This is a genomic window from Bifidobacterium vespertilionis, from assembly GCF_008698145.1.
Taxonomy (GTDB): Bacteria; Actinomycetota; Actinomycetes; order Actinomycetales; family Bifidobacteriaceae; genus Bifidobacterium; species Bifidobacterium vespertilionis.
On sequence record NZ_RZNZ01000009.1, the window covers coordinates 24,475 to 43,379 of the forward strand.

The following is an 18,905-nucleotide window of genomic DNA, read 5'->3' on the forward strand; positions in this document are numbered from 1 at the left end:
CATCCAAGGGAAAACCGCCCAGTTCATCGTCCCGTAACGCAACCATAACGATCGGGGCCCATACTCCAAACCAATTCCGCGATCACACGGTGAGATGAAACATCTCACCGCCGCGGGTCCACAGAGAAAGGACATCTCTTATGGGTATGGGATTCGGATCGAAGGCCACCAAGGCCATGGCGCTCGTCGCGTCCATCGCCACGCTGGTCTCGCTTGCCGCGTGCGGAGGCAGCGGCAATACGTCGGCCACGGGCTCGGGCACGGGCACCGCGATCACCGAGGAGCCGCAGGAAGGCGTGCCGTCGAACTACTCCGGCACCTTCCCGAAGCCGGCGCAGGGCAAGGCCTACAACAACCCCACCGACCGGGACAAGGTCAAGGACGGCGGCACCCTGACGCTGGCGATCGGTGAGATCGGCCCCGATTGGAACAAGTTCTCCGCATCCGGCAACTCCGTGGACATGGGCGATCTGTGGGCGTTCTACATGCCTCAGCTGTTCACCTACTCGCCCGACGGCGGCACGGTGGAGCCGAACACCGATTACCTGACCAAGTACGAGGTCACCAGCGAGGACCCCGAGGTCGTCACCTACACCCTGAACGACAAGGCCACCTGGAACGACGGCACGCCGATCGACTACACGGCATTCGTGGCCACCTGGAAGGCCATGAACGGCGAGGACTCCAACTATTCGCCGGCCTCCACCGACGGCTACCGCGACATCGCCTCCGTGGAGCGCGGTTCCACGGACAAGGAAGTCAAGGTCACGTTCAAGACCAAGTTCTACCCGGTCGAAACGCTGTTCTCCAGCCTGCTGCCCCCGCAGTCCGCCTCGGCTGATGTATTCACCAGCGGCTGGCAGAAGAACCCGCACTCCGAGTGGGCCGCCGGTCCGTTCAAGGTCGAATCCTCCTCCGACACCGAAGTGGTGTTCGTGCCCAATGAGAAGTGGTGGGGCAACAAGCCGAAGCTGGAGAAGGTCACCTTCCGTCAGATGGAGGACTCTGCCGAGATCAACGCCTTCAAGAACGGCGAGATCGACGCCGCCGGCGCCGGCTCCGCGGACAAGCTCAAGACCGTCAAGTCCATGGACAACGTGCAGATCCGCCGCGCCTACGGCACTTCGGTGAGCACCTACACCATCAACACCAAGACCGTCCCGGACATTAACGTGCGCAAGGCGCTGGTTCAGGCGATCGACCGCCAGAGCCTCGCCAACATTGGCTACTCCGGCACCGAGTGGACCCCGGACGCCATGCCCGGTTCCGTGCTGCTGCCCACCTTCCAGTCCGGCTATGAGGACAACGTCCCCGCCGACGCGGCCTTCTCCACGGATAACGCCAAGAAGACGCTGGAGGCAGCCGGCTACACGCTGGGCTCCGATGGCTACTATGCCAAGGATGGCCAGACGCTGGAGCTGAAGTACACCACGTTCTCCGATTCGCCCACCACCAAGGCCATCACGAACGCCATCATCAAGATGGGCAAGGACGCGGGCATCAAGATCGAGGGCGACATCAAGGCGTCCAACGACTTCACGACCACGCTGTCCTCCGGCAACTTCGAGATCCTGGGACTCGGCTGGGGCTCCGGCGACCCGTTCAACTACGTGTACGGTTGCCAGATCTACTGCTCCACCTCCGATTCCAACTACTCGTTCGCGGGCAGTGAGGAGATCGACCAGAAGATGCAGTCCATCACCTCCACCAAGGACAAGGCCACGGCGATCAAGACCTTCAACGAGGCCGAGAAGGAGGCGCAGAAGCTCTACGCCCAGATCCCGTACTCCGCGCCGCCCATCACCATGGCCGTGAAGAAGGGTCTGGCCAACTTCGGCCCCGCCGGATTCGCCACCAGCTCCTACGGCACCCCGCTCTTCCACACCGAGGACATCGGCTGGACCGAGTGAGATCGGGTGACGATTGCAGGTAAGCCGAGCGTGAACAGGCGGTGAACTTGAATCAAACACCGGCAATGTTCACATAATGGACAATTTGGGCGGATTCCTTCTCTGTGAGGAATCCGCCCTTTTTTACAGTGTGCCGTACGCGGATGCCGCGGAAGTACAACGATGGATCGCCCTTATACCACACCAACCTGAAATATACAAGACATAAAACATGGTGTATGCTCACGGTTCAGTTGCGTGAAATGGAAATGGAGAGGACGGCATGCGCAACTCATGCCGTTCGGATGAGAGGAATGCAACACTTATGAAGTTTGCACCCACTATGCGCAAGGCCACGGCCCTGCTCGCCTCCGTGGCGGCTCTGGTCTCCCTGGCTGCCTGCGGCGGCAACGGCGCCAACACCAACGCCACCGTGAAGAACGACACGACCACCACCGAGCCTCAGGAAGGCACCCCGATCAACCAGGAGTCCTACCCGATGCCCGACGCCACCAAGGCGTACAACAACCCGAAGGACCGCTCCGCCCTGAAGCAGGGTGGCACCCTGACCCTGGCCATCACCGAGATCGGCCCGGACTTCAACGCGCTGTCCGTCAACGGCAACACCACGTACATGTCCGCCATCTGGAAGTACTACATGCCCACCATCTGGGACTACTCCGTGGACGGCTCCGAGGCCACCCCGAACACGAACTTCGTGACCAAGGTCGAGGAGACCTCCTCCGATCCTGAGACCATCAAGTTCACCATCAACGACAAGGCGACCTGGAACAACGGCACCCCGATCACCTGGAAGGACTTCTACTCCACGTGGAAGGTCTCCAACGGCGAGTCCAACAAGTTCTCCCCGGCCATCACCACCGGCTACGACTCCATCGAGTCCGTGAAGGCCGGCGACAATGACAAGGAAGCCGTCGTCACCTTCAAGAACAAGTTCTACCCGTATCAGGCCGTCTTCCAGCAGCTGTACCCGTCCATGGCGTACGACGAGTCCGATCTGGACAAGTCCGCTGACACCTACACCACCGGCTGGTCCAAGAACCCGCACGCCGATGAGTGGGGCGCCGGCCCGTACACCATCAAGGAGTTCGACGACAACCACATCACCTTCGTGCCGAACGAGAAGTGGTGGGGCGACAAGCCGCTGCTGGATTCCGTGACCTACAAGCAGATGGAGCCCTCCGCCTCCATCAACGCCTTCAAGAACGGCGAGATCGACGGCACCGGCGTCGGCACCGCCGATCGTCTGGCCACCGCCAAGACCGTTGAGGGCGCCTACCTGCGTCGCGCTTACGATTCCGGCGTCTCCACCCTGACCATCAACGGCAAGGGCGCGAACACCTCCGATGTGAACCTGCGCAAGGCCTTCGTCCAGGCTGTGGATCGTTCCCAGCTGCAGAAGATCAGCTTCAACGGCCTGTCCTGGGAGGAAAAGGTCCCGGGCTCCGTGATCATGCCGCAGTTCCAGTCCGGCTATGAGGACAACATGCCCTCCGACTCCGCCTTCTCCACCGACAACGCGAAGAAGACCCTTGAGGCCGCCGGCTACACCATGGGCTCCGATGGCTACTACGCCAAGGACGGCAAGACCGCCGGCTTCACCTACACCACCTTCTCCGACTCCGCGACGACCAAGGCCCTCGCCCAGGCCATTCAGAAGATGGCCAAGGACGCCGGCATCAAGATCGACATCGACATCAAGGCCTCCAACGAGTTCTCCAAGACCGTGACCTCCGGCAACTGGGACATGATCGGCCTTGGCTGGTCCGCCTCCGATCCGTTCGGTTACTCCTCCTCCGCCTACCAGCTGTACGGCTCCGATAGCGAGTCCAACTACGGCTACGTCGGCTCCAAGGAGGTTGACGACCAGCTCAAGCAGATCGTCCAGACCGAGGACTCCAAGACCGCCATCGACCTGTTCAACAAGGCCGAGAAGGAGTTCATGCAGCTCTACACCCAGATTCCGTTCGAGAACGGCGTCGTGATGTTCGCGTGCAAGAAGGGCCTGGCCAACTACGGCCCCGCTGGCTACGCCTCCATCCTGTCCATGGGTCTGGGCAACCACACCGAGAACATCGGTTGGGAGGCCTGAGCCTGACGGCTTGAGCGCCCGCTGACGTTTCGGCAGCATTGACAAGGGCCCCGCGAAATCCATTGAGGATTCCGCGGGGCCCTTTCGTATTGTCGGTCCGCCGTCATGAGAGCCGCACGAGTCGGCCCTCAGCCATCCTGAGTGGAGCGTAAGCCGGTCCCGCTGTCATCCTGAGCGAAACGGTGGTTTGCCCGTCATCCTGAGTGAAACGGTGGTTTGCCCCGTCATCCTGAGCGAAGCGCAGCGGAGTCGAAGGATCCTTTACCTTCTGCACTATGACTTTGTGCGTAATGGACTTTGTGAGTAATGGCCAAGGATCCTTCGCTACGCTCAGGATGACGGCGGCGAGGCCCCTGCAGTACTCCACCACACCGCTCCACTCACAAACTGGGCAGATCCGGACGTTGGATTCGCAAACTGGGCAGATCCGGTATTCTGCGACCGATTTTCGGCCCTTAGACGGCAAGATTCGCCCAGTTTGCGCGGCGGGAAGCCCGATCTGCCCAGTTTGCGAGGCAAGCGGGTAAGAGCTGGGACCAAGCGGGCGCGTACCGGGCACGAACTGGGCAGAACTGGTCAGATCAGGCCGGTTCCGGGACTCGACATGGCCGGGGTGTGACCCGGTGTGTGACTGGGAGTGTGACCCGGTGTGCGTTGTGACCGGGAGCGTGACAAGGTGTGGACACGCCCGGTCACGGGGTGTCAGAAACGTTGAAATGAAGCCATTTTGAAGTCCCTGTGACCGGGAATGGGCACACCATGTCACACGCCCGGTCACAACGCACACCGGTCACACGCCCGGTCACAGCGCACGCCCGGTCACTGTTCGGTGAGAGATTCGGTTCTCTCATCCTGAACGCTGAGCCCGGCCCCACGTCATCCTGAGCAAAGCCCGAAGGGCGAAGTCGAAGGATCCTTAACTTCGTGCGCACAAGGTTAAGGATCCTTCGACTCCGGCTTCGCCTTCGCTCAGGATGACGGGCTACCCGTCCTTCCGGCCTAGGCTGACTTCGCTCAGCGGCACATGCGGGAGATGGGCTCCCACGGCTGGAGCACCACAGGCTCGGTCTCCAGCGCCTTGGTGGTGGCCTCGTCCAGATACTCCTTGCGGATGATCAGCTCCTGCACGAAGCGGTCAAACCACTCGCCGGACGCCACGTAGTAGCCGTCCACGCCGTTGTCCTTGCCCCAGGAGTTCTCAACCTTCCAGCGGTCGGGCTCGCCGGCCTCGTTCAGGTTCACGCCCGTGAGGGTCATGGCGTGGTTCGACGGGCTGTCCTGGTACTCCAGACCCTGCGCCTTGTCGAGATCGAAATCGGTGCCGAACAGCGTGTCCACGCGCACGGTGGACTTGTCGAAGATGCCGGCCTTGCGCAGCGAGAACTGGGTGCAATCGCAGGCGAACCAGATCGGGTGGCCGGCCTTGAGCTGGTCCACGGCGGCCTTGCGGAACACCTCGAGCGGCACGTTGACGAACTCCATGCCGCCGGCTTCGGCCACGTTGCCGTCCCACGCCAGCTCATAGCGCTGGTAGTACGGGCGGTTGGCGAGCGGGGCGTTGGTCAGGGAGACGAAGTCGTCCAGATCCTCGCCCACGTACTTGGCGTAGAACTCCTGCGGCGTGATGCCGTGCTCCACGATCTGCTTGCGGTCGTCGATGCCGGACTTGCCGGACTTCTTGGCGTCATCGTCCTTCTTGGCGGCGTCCTTGGCGCTGTCCTTGGCCTTGCCGTCCTTGCCGTCCTTGTCATCGTCCTTCGTGCGCAGCAGCACGTCGAAGGCCGCCGGCGGCTCGCCCATCGCGATCGCGCAGATGCGGTACACGGTGGCCATCATTTCGGTCTTCTCGGTGCGCAGATCCTCCACGGACTTGCCAGCCTTGTGACCTTCGCGCAGCGTGATGGCGAATTCGCGCAGCTTGGTCTTGAGATACTGTTCGAACGCCTCGGAATTGCGCGAGTTCGCGGACTCCGGGTAGGCGTCCTTGGGCACCAGACCGTACTTCTTCACAAGGTTGACGAACATCTGCCACCAGCCGCCGTCGCCCACCGGGTAGCCGTTGACCTCCTGGAACAGACGGCTGTCGGTCGGCTCGTCCAGGGTCTTGAGGATGTTCTCCAGGTAGTAGTTCGCCTTCTCCAGCTTGTCGTAGAAGAACAGGTAGCTCTCCGAGAACTCGAAGTCCTCGAGGTTCCACTTGTGCATCAGCTCGTAGCGCAGCGTGTTCAGCGAGGCGAACATCCAGCAGCGGCCGGAGCGCTCCTGGTTGGTGATCGACCCCTGCTTGAGCTCCACGGAGAACGTGCGGGGCAGCGCACGCACGCCCTGATAGGCGGTGGCGGCCTCGAGGATGCCGTTGGAGACCGTGGCGTTGGCGGCCACCAGGTTGGCGCGGTCCGCGTTGAACGCCTCGGAGTACTGCTTGAGCTGCTCCGGCGTGATGGCCAGGGCTTCAGGCTGGGCCTGGGACATAGGGTGCTTCCTTTCTTCGGATGCATTGGCTTTCGGGCCTTCGCGGCCCATACAACCCCAGCAGTCTACCCGCGGCGTGTGAACGCGCGGCTTCGGTGTCCGCGTCCCCGTCCGTAAGGCGGATCGCAATGTGATCGCAATGCGGATCGCAGCGTGGCCCGCACTATGGCCCGCACAGTGGCCCGATCGTGCCGTCAATCCCGGCCTGCGTAACTCGGTGCGGCTACGATGGCAGCGTTGACGGTCATGAACGATCGGACGATCGGAAACAAGGAGCGCATATGAGCGAGGAGACCAGAATCGAACCATTCCGCGTCGGCGGGGACGGCGTCACCGAGGAGCTGTTCAATTACGAGGAGGCGATCCGCCAGTTCGTGTACATCGAGCTGCCCTTCGACGGCGATGGCGATGGGCGGAACGATCTGGTCCGCGCGGACATCATCCGCCCGCGTGAGCTCGACGGCGTGGCCAAGGTGCCGGTCATCATGGATCCGAGCCCGTATTACGAGCGCCTCGATCGCCACAACGACCAGAAGAAATACCTGCATGAGGACGACAAGTGGAACAGCCCGCTGGTGCAGTACCCGTTCTTCTACGACAACTACTTCGTGCCGCGCGGCTACGCGGTCGTGATGCCGGACACATCCGGCACCGCCCTGTCCGACGGCTTCTGCGACATCGGCGGCCGCAAGGACATCGCCTCCTGCAACGCCGTGGTTGATTGGGTCAACGGACGGGCCAAGGCCTATTGGACGCGCGACGACCGCAGCGACGCCAACCGCGCCTACGCCGATTGGTGCACCGGCTCCGTGGCGGCGATCGGCAAGTCGTACGACGGCTCGCTGGCCAACGGCATGGCCGCCACCGGCATCGAGGGCCTGAAGACGATCGTGCCGATCTCCGCCATCTCCAGCCAGTACGACTGGTACCACCCGAACGGCTGCCTGCTGGACGGCGACGACGCCGACGGCGGCTGGTACGAGCCCTACAACTTCGCCGAGTACCTCCAGTCCACCGCCAACGGCAAGCTCCAGCGCTTCACCACCGCGCCGGACGGCTACAAGGGCATGAAGGAGGGCGGCGACAAGGAGCACCGATCCTACAACGAGCCGTTCTGGGGCGAGCGCAACTACCGCGCCCACGCGGCCGACTTCAAGGCCAGCGTGTTTCTGGTGCACGGCGTCAACGACCTCAACGTGATGATGAACCAGGTGGACCGCTACTGGCAGGCGCTGGGCGAGGCGGGCGTGCCGCGCAAGATCTGGCTGCACCAGTACGGCCATGACGATCCGTTCGACGTGCGCCACCACGAATGGGTGCGCACGCTCAACCGCTGGTTCGACCACTGGCTGCTCGGCGTGGACAACGGGATCATGGACGAGCCGGTCGCCTCCGTGGAGGATGCGGACGGCGTGTGGCGCGACTACGCCAGCTGGCCGGTGCCGGGCACCCGCGATCAGGCGTGGGGCATCACGGCCTCCGGCGCGCTGGTTCCGGCCGATTCCTTGGAGCAATCCGCCGCCGAACCCGCCGCGACCGCCCACTTCTCCGCCGGCCGCATCAAGGAGCTCACTCCGCTCGTCGAGGCCTTCAAGCCCCACGAGGACCGTCTGCTGGCCGTGGGCGAGCCGCTCCCCGCGGACGCGCACCTTTCCGGCACCCCGCACGTCCATCTGAGGGTGAAGGCCACCGCGCCGGACACCAACCTCACCGTGCAGCTGATCGAATACGGCGAAGGCAATTACGTGCAGATCAACCCGGACCTTCAGGCGCTCGTCCCGCTCAAGGAGACCCGCACCTGCGGCCAGTCGTCCCCGGAGGACAAGCCCACCTACCCGGTGTGCGTGCCCCGCCGCTCCAACGAGGTGGAGCATGTGGTCACGCGCGGCTGGATCGCCACCGCGCACGCCGCCGGATTCAGCGCCTTCACCCCCACGCCCACGGGGGAGTGGTTCGATGTGGACATCGATCTGCTCGCCACCGACTGGACCGTGCGCGCCGGCCACCGGCTGGCCCTGCAGATCGCCAACAACACCACGCGCCTGGCCAAGGTCCCCGAGTCCGACTTCGACGTGGACATCAAGGCCCTGCGCCTTACGTTGCCGATCGCGACGGTTCCGACGTCCGCGCAGGCCGTGCAGCCCGCGGGGGCCGCCGCATGATCACCGTCACCACCTCCAACGTCAACGGCATCCGCGCGGCCAAGCGCAAGGGCATCGACGCGTGGGCGCGCGCCAACACGCCCGACGTCTGGTGCATGCAGGAGGTCCGCGCCCCGCAGAACGAGCTCGACCCGATCCTCGACTATTTCGCGGACGCCTATGCGGCCACCGGCAAAACCGCGGGGCCGGAGGGCCTTGCGCGCGTCAACGAGGTGTGCCGCGTCAAGGGCCGCGCCGGCGTGGCCCTGCTGACCGACCTCCAGGTGGTCGATCGCCGCATCGGACTGCCCGGACTTTCGGAGGACGTGGACTCCGGCCGCTGGGTGGAGACCGATGTGGTCACGCCCCAGGGCTACACGGTCACCGTCGTCTGCGTGTACGTGCACGCCGGCAACGCCGACGACGAGGTCAAGATGTCCCAGAAGTTCCGCTTTCTCGACGCCATGGGATCCCGGCTCGCCGATCTGCGCGACGAGGCGGCCCGCGGCGGCAGGCAGGCCGTGCTGTGCGGCGACTTCAACATCGCCCACACCCCGCTGGACATCAAGAACGCCAAGGCCAACGTGAACCACGCCGGATTCCTGCCCGCCGAGCGCGCCTATGTGGACAGGTGGCTCGGCGAGTACGAGTTCGTGGACGTGATGCGCGATCTGGCCGGCGACATCCAGGGCCCCTACACCTGGTGGAGCCAGCGGGGCCGTGCGTTCGACAACAACGTGGGCTGGCGCATCGACTACCAGTTCGCCACGCCGGAGCTGGCTGAGACGGCCCGTGGCTTCGTGATCGACAAGGCGCCCACCTACGACGCCCGATGGTCCGATCATGCACCCCTGACCATCACCTACGACGTGTGATCGGGGCGTCCGATTCAATCAGCGCGGGGTGCTAGGCTGTTCAGGGTTACCCGCACGACAGACGGTACGAAACGAGGAATTATGGGACTGTTTGGTTTCGGCAAGAAGAAGCACAAGGACGAGGACGTCGCCGAGCCCGAGGACAAGGCGGCCGAGACCGCCGTGGAGGCCTCGGATGACGCCGAGGAGGCCCAGCCGGGCGTGTTCGCCGGCCGCGGGGACACCACCGGTCCGTGGGATGTGGACGACGAGAACATCCCGGACTACGACGAGTACCTGGACATCGGCTCCCTCTTCCTGCCCATGATCCCCATGCAGTACGAGAACGCCGCCCTGCGCCTCAAGGCCGACCGCGCATCGAACGCCGTGGTGGGCGCCGTGATCACCGTGGGCAACTCCAGCCTGGAGCTTGAGGCCTACGCGGCCCCCAAGACCATGGGACTGTGGGATGACGTGCGCGCCGACCTGCTCGAGGCAAACAAGGAGGCCCAGGAGATCGACGGCACCTTCGGCAAGGAGCTGCTGCTGCCCGTGCACCTGCAGAACGGCACCGTGCTCACCCGCATCGTGGGCGTGGACGGCCCTCGCTGGATGCTGCGCGGCATCTTCGCCGGCAAGGCCGCGGTCGACGGCGAGGAGCAGAAGGACGTGCTCGACGAGTACTTCACCAAGATCGTGGTGGCCCGCGGCGAGGAACCGCTCGCCCCGCGCGACATGATCCCCATGCACCCGCCCATCACCCCGGCCCAGCGCCGCGCGATGGCCGAGCAGGCCGAGGCCGGCGAGAACGGCGAAGGCGCGGCCGAGATCCCCGGCCAGCCCAAGGGCCCGTTCAACTCCGACCACCAGACCGAGGTCAAGACCACGCTGTCCCGCGGCCCCATGTTCTCGGAGGTCCGCTGACCGTTGTCCGGCCAAACGAACAAGCGCACCGGACTCGCATCGCTCGCCACCGCGGGCGATGACGGGGACTTCTCCGTCATCGACGCGATCGGAGGCCCGCGCGGCGTCATCGAATCGATGCTGCCGGGTCTGGTGTTCGTGGTGATGTTCATCGTCACCTCGAACCTCCAGCTCACGGTGATCGTCTCGGCGGTGCTGGCCGGCGTGCAGGTGCTTGTCCGGCTTGCCCAGCGGCAGTCGCTGATCGGCGCGCTGAGCGGTCTCATCGCCGTGGGCATCTGCCTTGTCTGGGCGTGGAAGAGCCATGAGGCCCGCAACTACTACACCTTCGGCTTCATCACGAACGCCGTGTATCTGGTGTTGCTGTCCCTGTCCATGATCGTGCGCGTGCCGGGACTCGGTCTCATGGTGGAATTCATCCGCACGCTGCCCACATCGGATTTGAAGGGCTGGCTGGCTGACTGGCGCGGGGACAAGGCGCTGTGGAAGGCGTACATGATCACCACCGCGATGTGGGCCGGCCTGTTCGGACTGCGTCTGGTGGTGCAGGTACCGCTGTACCTGACCAACAACGTGGCCGCGCTGGGCGTCGCGAGGCTCATCATGGGCATCCCGTTCTGGGCGCTGGCCATCTGGGTGTCCTATCTGATCATCGCCACGCCGCTCATGCGGCACAAAGCCAGGGCGGCGGCCGCGCAAAGCAACGTGAACGAGCATAGCGACACGAACGAGTAGAGCCAACAACACAACGAAAGGAATCCGCACAGACATGGAGGCCGAGGTCCGCATCGAACGGTACGCCGATCAGGGCCGCTGCGTGGCGCATATCGACGGGCGCGTGGTGTTCGTCCGCTTCGCGCTGCCCGGCGAGCTCGTGCGCATCGAGCTTGACGAGCCGCACGACCGGGACGACCGTTTCTGGACCGCCGAGGTCACCGAGGTGCTGGAACCCAGTCCCGACCGCGTGGAACCCGCGTGGCCGCTGGCCGGGCCGCTCGCCATGGACGGCGGGGTGGGCGGCGCCGATCTGGTGCATGTCTCGCTCGAAGGCCAGCTCAAGTGGAAGGCCACGACGATCGGCGAGCAGATGCGCCGACTCGGACATGTCGATGTGGGCGAGGTGACCGTGGAGCGCATGCCCGGCGACGAGGCCGAACCGAATGGTCTGGGTGGTCTCCATTGGCGCACGCGCATCGAGCTGATCGCAGACGAGGAGGGCTATGCCTCCATGCGCCGGCGCGGATCACACACCCGCGTGCGTCTGGATGGCATGCCGCTGGCCACCAATCGCCTGCTGGACGTGGCCGATCGCGAGCATGTGTGGGACGGCGGGTTCACGCCCGGCGCGCAGATCCGCATCGCGGCTCCCGAGCCCCGCTTGGGCGACGGCGATTCCGGTGCCGGACGCACCGGTGCCGATGACGCGAACGCGGCCGACGACGGCAACTTCGCCGTGCTGGTGGGCGGCGAGATCGTCTCCGGCGTCGCGGACCTCACCGAGCGCATGAGCGTGGAGGGCCATGATTTCGCGTACTCCGTGGCCTCCTCCGGCTTCTGGCAGATCCATCGCATGGCCCCCATGCGTCTGCCCGCCCATGTGATGTCGCTGGTGCATGAGGTGCTGGGCAGTCGCGAATCGGCCGTGCTGTGGGACCTGTACTCCGGCTCCGGCCTGTTCTCCCTGCCCATGGCCGCGCTGGCCGCGCCGCGCACCCGCATGCTCACCGTGGAGGGCGCGCCCGAGGCCGTTCATCATGCGCGCCGCAATCTGCGCGAGGCCGGTTTGGACAACGTGGACGCCCGCTGCGGCGACGTCGCGGCCACGCTGCGCAACGTCCCGCACGACCTGTCCCGTCCGGACATGGTGGTGCTCGATCCGCCGCGCGCCGGAGCCCGCGCGAAGGTGTGCCGGCAGATCGCCGAATCGGGTGCGCCGGCCGTGGCCTACATCGCCTGCGATCCGACCAGCTTGGCGCGCGACACCGCCACTTTCGCCTCGCTGGGGTATGAGGTGGCCTTCATCCGCGCGTTCGACATCTACCCGATGACCCACCACGTCGAGACGATCGCCCTGTTTAGCAGGACCCGCAAGGCCTGACGCGGGCGGATCGATCTGGATGGCTTGGCCGGCTCCGATACGGCCGGCCGGATACAATCGCATACCATGACGATGGCAAGGAGGACGATGGCATCATTCATCCGTACCCGGCGCGTGCTGGCCGCGATCGCATGCGCCACGGCGCTCGTCTCGCTGACGGCCGGATGCGTGCCGAAGGGCGTGGCCGTGGGCGACACGCAGGCCACCGAACCGGCCATCCAGCATGATGGCGTGGACGTGTCCGACGCGGTCGTGATCTACATCGGCGCGTCCGATTCGTCCGCTGACCGTCCGATCGTGGACGCGCTGCAGGCCGCCGGACTGAACACCGCGTACATGTCGATGCAGGGCGTGGACGCCGCATCCGGCAACCGCGCGATCATCGACGCCACCAACCGCAACTTGTCCGCCGTGATGATCGGGCCGAACGACGTGAACCAGTGGGCCGAAGGCCTCAAGGTGGCCCGCGAGGCCGGCTACCCGGTCATTCTGGTGGACCCCACGGCTCCCGTCACCCTTGACGAGACCCTCTACGCGGCCATCTTCACCGTGACCGACGACGCCTCCGCCTCCACTATCCTCGACGCCTCCATCCAGGTCATCGACGACCACGCCCATCCCAAGACCATGCCCGTGCGGCTGGGCTGAGGGCTCAACAAGCTGAGGGCTCAACGGACTGAGATTGGACGGATCGAGGCCCGCCGGGTCAACGGGCGTGTACCGAATGCCGCATTTGCGGGTGCGGGGGATCGGTCCACGCTAGGCTTGAAGGCATGACGAATACGACGGGCGCAATCAGCATGCCGCAGACCGACGAACGTGGACTCACCGCGAGGGAGGTGGTCCAGCGCGAGCAGAACGGCCAGACCAACAAGGTGAAGACCCAGTCGTCGCGTTCGATCGGGCAGATCGTGCGCGCCAACGTGTTCACGCTGTTCAACGGCATCATCCTCGCGGCCATGGTCATGGTGCTGCTCACCGGGTCGTGGAGGGATTCGGTCTTCGGCTTCGTGATCATCATCAACACAGGCATCGGCATCGTCACCGAGCTGAAGGCCAAGCGCACGCTGGACAAGCTGTCCATCCTCGTCGCCTCGAACTATGTGGTCCGGCGCGACGGCGAAGATGTGGAGGTCCAGCACGACCAGATCGTCCTTGACGACCTGCTGTGGATCCGATCGGGCGACCAGGTGCCGGCCGACGCGCGGATCGTCGCCACATGGGGTCTGGAGCTGGACGAGTCGATGCTCACCGGCGAATCGCGCACCGTGCGCAAGAAGGAGGGCGATCAGGTCTATTCGGGCTCCACGGCCGTCTCCGGCATGGCCCTGACGCGCGTGGAGGCGGTGGGCGAGCACAGCTACGCGGCCACGCTCACCGCGCAGGCGAAGGTCTACAAGAAGACGATTTCCGATCTGACGCGCGGCATCAACACGATCCTCAAGGCCATGACGTTCCTGGTGGTGCCGCTGTGCGTGCTGCTCATCTGGTCGCAGATCCGCGCGGTGGGCGGCTGGGACCATGCGATCGCCACGGGTGAGTGGCGTGCGGCCGTGGTCTCCGCGGTGGCCGGCGTGGTGGGCATGATCCCCGAAGGCCTGGTGCTGCTCACTTCGGTGAACTTCGCGCTTGCGGCCATGAGGCTCGCGCGCAAGAACACGCTGGTGCAGGAGCTGGAGTCGGTGGAGACGCTGGCCCGCGTGGATTGCCTGAATCTGGACAAGACCGGCACGATCACCGACGGCGGCATCGCGTTCAGCCGGATCGTGCTGCTGGAGGAGCCAGTGGAGCAGGGAGGGCCGGGAGCATCCGCGGGCAACGGCGGAGCGGGGAGCGCGCGTGCGGCCAAGCAGGCGCTGTACGATCTGGCCAACGAGGAACAGCCCAACGGCACCGGTCAGGCCGTGCTTGCCGGATTGCGCGACGAGGGCTTCTCCGCCGGAGCGGTGGACGCCCGCGTGCCGTTCTCCTCCGCCCGCAAGTGGAGCGCCGTGGTGGAGCATGGATCCTTGTGGTACATGGGAGCCCCCGAGGTGCTTGTCTCCGCGTTCAGCGGCGATTGGTCCGGGGTGCTGGATCAGGTCAACGGGTACGCCGCCGATGGCAATCGCGTGCTGCTCATCGCCAAGGCTGATGCCGGCCTCGCCGCCGATCCCAAAGACTTCGCCGCGAGTCCGCGCATCATCCACGGCGCCCGCCCTGTCGCTCTGGTGCTCTGCTCCGAGCGCATCCGTCCCGATGCCGAGGAGACGCTGGCGTGGTTCCGCGAGCAGGGCGTGCGCTGCCGCGTGATCTCAGGCGACAACCCGGTCACCGTGGGCGCGATCGCCCGCAAGGTGCGCCTGACCGGCGACGAGAGGCCCGTGGCCATGGACGCGCGCGATCTGCCGAGCGACGTCAACGAGCTGGCCCGCGTGCTGGAAGGCGTGGACGTGCTGGGCCGCGTGCTGCCCGATCAGAAGAAGGCGATCGTTGAGGCCCTGCACACCCAGGGCCATGTGGTGGCCATGACCGGCGACGGCGTGAACGATGCCCTGGCGCTCAAGGAGGCCGATCTGGGCATCGCGATGGGCAACGCCGCCTCCGCCACCAAGGCCGTGGCGCAGGTGGTGCTCGTCGATTCGAAGTTCTCCCATCTGCCCGATGTGGTGGCCAGAGGACGCCAGGTCATGGCCAACATGGAGCGTGTGGCGAGTCTGTTCCTGGTCAAGACCGTTTACTCGGCGCTCATCTCGCTGGCCGTGGTGCTCACCGGCATCCCGTACCCGTATCTGCCCCGGCACATCACGTACATCGGCGCCCTGACCATTGGCATGCCAGCGTTCATCCTCGCGCTCGCGCCCAACACCCGGCGCTACATCCCGGGATTCCTCAGGCGCGTGGTCCACTTCGCCTTGCCCGGCGGCGTGGCCACGGCCGCGTCGGTGCTCATGGCCGCATGGTTCCTGCCCGGCGTGATGGGTTGGAACGTGGACGACTCCGCGGCGGATCTGGCGGATCTGCGGGCCACCTGCGCGATCATCCTGTTCGTCATGGGCGTGTTCGTGCTCGGCCGCGTGGCCCAGCCGCTCAACGGATGGCGCGGCATTCTGGTGGCGGTGTTCGCCGCGGCGGGCGTGATCGGCATGTTCATCCCGTTCGTGCGCGGCTTCTTCGCGCTCGTGGTGCCGCAGGGCCGACTGATCCCCGCCACGCTCATCGCGATGGGCGGATCCGTGGCCGTGTTCTTCCTATGCCTGTGGATTGTGCCCATGATTTGGCGGATTATCGCACGAGCCATCGCGACACGCTAGAGTTATCCGTTACGTATTCGACCCACAAGGGCCGGATAATCGTACCGTTATTCGTTTTGATACGACCCTCGAAGCACGGAGGAAGCATGTCCGTTCGCGATGATCAGCTCGCCACCCTGAAGGTGGGCGAGAAGGACTTCGACTACTACCGCATCGCCGACCTGCCTGGGATCGACCACCTGCCTTACTCGCTGAAGGTGCTGGTCGAGAACCTGGTGCGCAACATCGACGGCGCGAACATCACCGACGAGCACGTGAAGGCGCTGCTCGACTGGGACCCGGACGCGCAGCCAAGCCACGAGATCCAGTTCACCCCTTCGCGCGTGGTGATGCAGGACTTCACCGGCGTGCCCTGCGTGGTGGATCTCGCCACCATGCGCGACGCGGTGGCCGACCTCGGTGGCGACCCGGAGGTCATCAACCCGCAGGTCCAGTCGGACATGGTGATCGACCACTCCGTGCAGATCGACAAGTACGGCACCGCGGACGCCCTCCAGCAGAACATGGACATCGAGTACCAGCGCAACGGCGAGCGCTACCAGTTCCTGCGCTGGGGCCAGCAGGCCTTCCGCAACTTCCGCGTGGTGCCGCCGGGAACCGGCATCATCCACCAGGTCAACATCGAGTACCTGGCCAAGGTGGTCATGACCAAGGCCGCGGCGGACACCGGTCTGGACGACGGCCGCGATCTGGCCTACCTCGACTCCTGCGTGGGCACCGACTCCCACACCACCACCGTCAACGGCCTGGGCGTGCTCGGCTGGGGCGTGGGCGGCATCGAGGCCGAGGCGGCCATGCTGGGCCAGCCCATTTCCATGCTGGTGCCGCGCGTGGTGGGCTTCAAGCTCACCGGCTCCATCCCGGAGGGCGTCACCGCCACCGACGTGGTCCTCACGATCACCGACATGCTGCGCAAGCACGGCGTGGTGGGCAAGTTCGTGGAGTTCTACGGCGAGGGCATCGCCTCCGTCCCGCTGGCCAACCGCGCCACGATCGGCAACATGGGCCCGGAGTTCGGTTCCACCTGCGGCATCTTCCCGATCGACGACGTCACGCTGGACTACCTGCGCCTGACCGGCCGCTCCGACGAGCAGGTCGCCCTGGTGGAGGCCTACGCGAAGGCCAACAAGCTGTGGGGGGACGCCTCCGCGCCGGACTATGTGGAGCCCAAGTACTCCGAGTATCTGGAGCTGGATCTGGGCACCGTCGTGCCGTCCATCGCCGGCCCGAAGCGCCCGCAGGACCGCATCGTGCTCGCCGAGGCCAAGCCCGTGTTCGAAAAGACCCTGCCGGCCTACGAGACCGAGAAGACCGCGCAGGAGTCCGTGCCGGTCTCCACCAGCTTCCGTGGCGACTTCGATCTGGACAACGGCGATGTGGCGATCGCGTCGATCACCTCCTGCACCAACACCTCCAACCCGTCCGTCATGGTCGCCGCCGGCCTGATCGCCCGCAACGCGCACGCCAAGGGCCTCAAGCCCAAGCCGTGGGTCAAGACCTCCCTTGCCCCCGGCTCGCAGGTCGTGGCCGACTATCTGGCCAAGGCCGGCCTGCAGGACGATCTGGACGCGCTGGGCTATGAGCTCGTGGGCTTCGGATGCGCCACCTGCATCGGCAACTCCGGCCCGCTGCTGCCGGAGATCTCCAAGGCCATCAACGAGAACGATCTGACTGTCACGGCCGTGCTGAGCGGCAACCGCAACTTCGAAGGCCGCATCAGCCCGGACGTCAAGATGAACTACCTCGCCTCGCCGCCGCTGGTGATCGCCTACGCGCTCGCCGGCACGATGGACTTCGACTTCGAAACCCAGCCGCTCGGCGTGGGCTCCGACGGCAAGGACGTGTACCTGAGGGACATCTGGCCGTCCAACGAGGAGATCGACCGCGTGGTCTCGGAGACGATCAGCCGCGAGATGTTCGTCAAGGACTACGCCTCCGTGTTCGACGGCGATGAGCGCTGGAAGAGCCTCGACGTGCCCGAAGGCGAGCGGTTTGCATGGGATCCGAAGTCCACGTACGTGCGCCGCCAGACCTTCTTCGATGGCATGAGCGCCAAGCCCGAACCGGTCAGCGACATCCACGGCGCCCGCGTGCTCGCGCTGCTGGGGGACTCGGTGACCACCGACCACATCTCCCCGGCAGGCGCGTTCAAGGCCTCCAGCCCCGCCGGCAGGTACCTGACCGAGCGCGGCGTGGAGCAGAAGAACTTCAACTCCTACGGTTCCAGGCGCGGCAACCACGAGATCATGGTCCGCGGCACGTTCGGCAACATCCGCCTGCGCAACCAGCTGCTCGCCTCGGTGGGCGAGGAGGTGACGCCCGGCGGCTTCACCTACGACTTCCTGTCCAAGAAGCCCACCACGATCTTCGAGGCGTCGGAGGATTACATCGCCAACAAGGTGCCGCTCGTGGTGCTCGCCGGCAAGGAATACGGCACCGGCTCCTCGCGCGACTGGGCCGCCAAGGGCACGGTCATGCTGGGTGTCAAGGCCGTGATCACGCAGAGCTTCGAGCGCATCCATCGCTCCAACCTGATCGGCATGGGCGTGCTGCCGCTGCAGTTCCCCGAGGGCGAGTCCTACGAGTCCCTGGGCCTCAACGGCACCGAGACGTACGACATCTCCGGCGTGGAGGCCCTGAACGAGGGCGTCACCCCGAAGACCGTGCACGTCACCGCCACGCATCAGGATGGCTCCAAAACCGAGTTCGACGCGGTGGTCCGCATCGACACCCCCGGTGAGGCCGACTACTACCGCAACGGCGGCATCCTGCAGTACGTGCTGCGCAACCTGATGAAGTAGTCGCGTTCCGAGCGCCCGGTGCCCGGGTGCCCATGCGAGCTGCCCACGCAAAATGAGCGGATCCGATGTCCTGCGGGCCCATTTGGGGTTGCAGCGCATCGGATCCGCTCATTGTGTATGCGGGGCCGGATTCGGGGTTGCTCGGGTTACTTGGGTTACTCGGGTCGTTCCGGTTCAATTTGTAACTTTTTTACAAAAAGTGCGGTTTGGAGTACCGCTTGCGGTCCGTTCTGTAACGGTTTTACAAAACGGACCGCGAAGACCCCTCTAATACGTTCTAATACGTTCGTTCTGTAACGCCGTTACAGAACGAACCGGGA

General features: G+C 65.1%; 11 protein-coding genes. 10 read left to right on the plus strand and 1 reads right to left on the minus strand.

What is annotated here, in order from left to right; genetic code table 11:
- Positions 1 to 140 precede the first annotated feature (140 nt).
- Both EMO90_RS07365 and EMO90_RS07370 read left to right on the plus strand, forming a co-directional pair.
- On the plus strand, positions 141 to 1,910 hold the full coding sequence (locus EMO90_RS07365) for an ABC transporter family substrate-binding protein (protein ID WP_223849708.1): 1,770 nt from the start codon (positions 141 to 143) through the stop codon (positions 1,908 to 1,910).
- Positions 1,911 to 2,214: 304 nt separating this feature from the next.
- Positions 2,215 to 4,002: an ABC transporter family substrate-binding protein gene (locus EMO90_RS07370; protein ID WP_150353692.1), complete on the plus strand. Its 1,788-nt coding sequence runs from the start codon at positions 2,215 to 2,217 to the stop codon at positions 4,000 to 4,002.
- 1,014 nt (positions 4,003 to 5,016) lie between these two features.
- Here EMO90_RS07370 and EMO90_RS07375 read toward each other — a convergent pair.
- On the minus strand, positions 5,017 to 6,474 hold the full coding sequence (locus EMO90_RS07375) for a C1 family peptidase (RefSeq protein ID WP_190971965.1): 1,458 nt from the start codon (positions 6,472 to 6,474) through the stop codon (positions 5,017 to 5,019).
- A gap of 281 nt (positions 6,475 to 6,755) precedes the next feature.
- Between EMO90_RS07375 and EMO90_RS07380 the strand changes: the two genes are divergently transcribed.
- From EMO90_RS07380 to acnA, 8 genes are all read left to right on the plus strand, one after another.
- On the plus strand, positions 6,756 to 8,636 hold the full coding sequence (locus EMO90_RS07380; RefSeq protein ID WP_150353691.1) for a CocE/NonD family hydrolase: 1,881 nt from the start codon (positions 6,756 to 6,758) through the stop codon (positions 8,634 to 8,636).
- Positions 8,633 to 9,490 (plus strand): exodeoxyribonuclease III, encoded by an 858-nt coding sequence (locus EMO90_RS07385; protein WP_150353690.1) that lies wholly within the window; start codon positions 8,633 to 8,635, stop codon positions 9,488 to 9,490. The genes EMO90_RS07380 and EMO90_RS07385 overlap by 4 nt, the downstream gene beginning before the upstream one ends.
- 81 nt (positions 9,491 to 9,571) lie before the next feature.
- Entirely contained in the window at positions 9,572 to 10,393 is an 822-nt protein-coding gene (locus EMO90_RS07390; RefSeq protein WP_150353689.1) for a DUF3710 domain-containing protein, read from the plus strand.
- A gap of 3 nt (positions 10,394 to 10,396) precedes the next feature.
- A complete protein-coding gene (locus EMO90_RS07395) occupies positions 10,397 to 11,128 on the plus strand; it encodes a DUF3159 domain-containing protein (protein WP_150353688.1) in 732 nt (243 codons plus the stop codon).
- A 34-nt stretch (positions 11,129 to 11,162) separates the two neighbouring features.
- Entirely contained in the window at positions 11,163 to 12,491 is a 1,329-nt protein-coding gene (locus tag EMO90_RS07400) for a class I SAM-dependent RNA methyltransferase (protein WP_150353687.1), read from the plus strand.
- Between the two features lie 87 nt (positions 12,492 to 12,578).
- On the plus strand, positions 12,579 to 13,139 hold the full coding sequence (locus tag EMO90_RS07405) for a sugar ABC transporter substrate-binding protein (RefSeq protein WP_150353686.1): 561 nt from the start codon (positions 12,579 to 12,581) through the stop codon (positions 13,137 to 13,139).
- A gap of 125 nt (positions 13,140 to 13,264) precedes the next feature.
- Positions 13,265 to 15,784: a cation-translocating P-type ATPase gene (locus tag EMO90_RS07410; RefSeq protein ID WP_150353685.1), complete on the plus strand. Its 2,520-nt coding sequence runs from the start codon at positions 13,265 to 13,267 to the stop codon at positions 15,782 to 15,784.
- A gap of 86 nt (positions 15,785 to 15,870) precedes the next feature.
- Positions 15,871 to 18,585 carry an aconitate hydratase AcnA gene (acnA, locus tag EMO90_RS07415; RefSeq protein ID WP_150353684.1) on the plus strand — a complete coding sequence of 905 codons (2,715 nt, stop codon included), beginning with the start codon at positions 15,871 to 15,873 and terminating at the stop codon, positions 18,583 to 18,585.
- Positions 18,586 to 18,905: the final 320 nt, after the last annotated feature.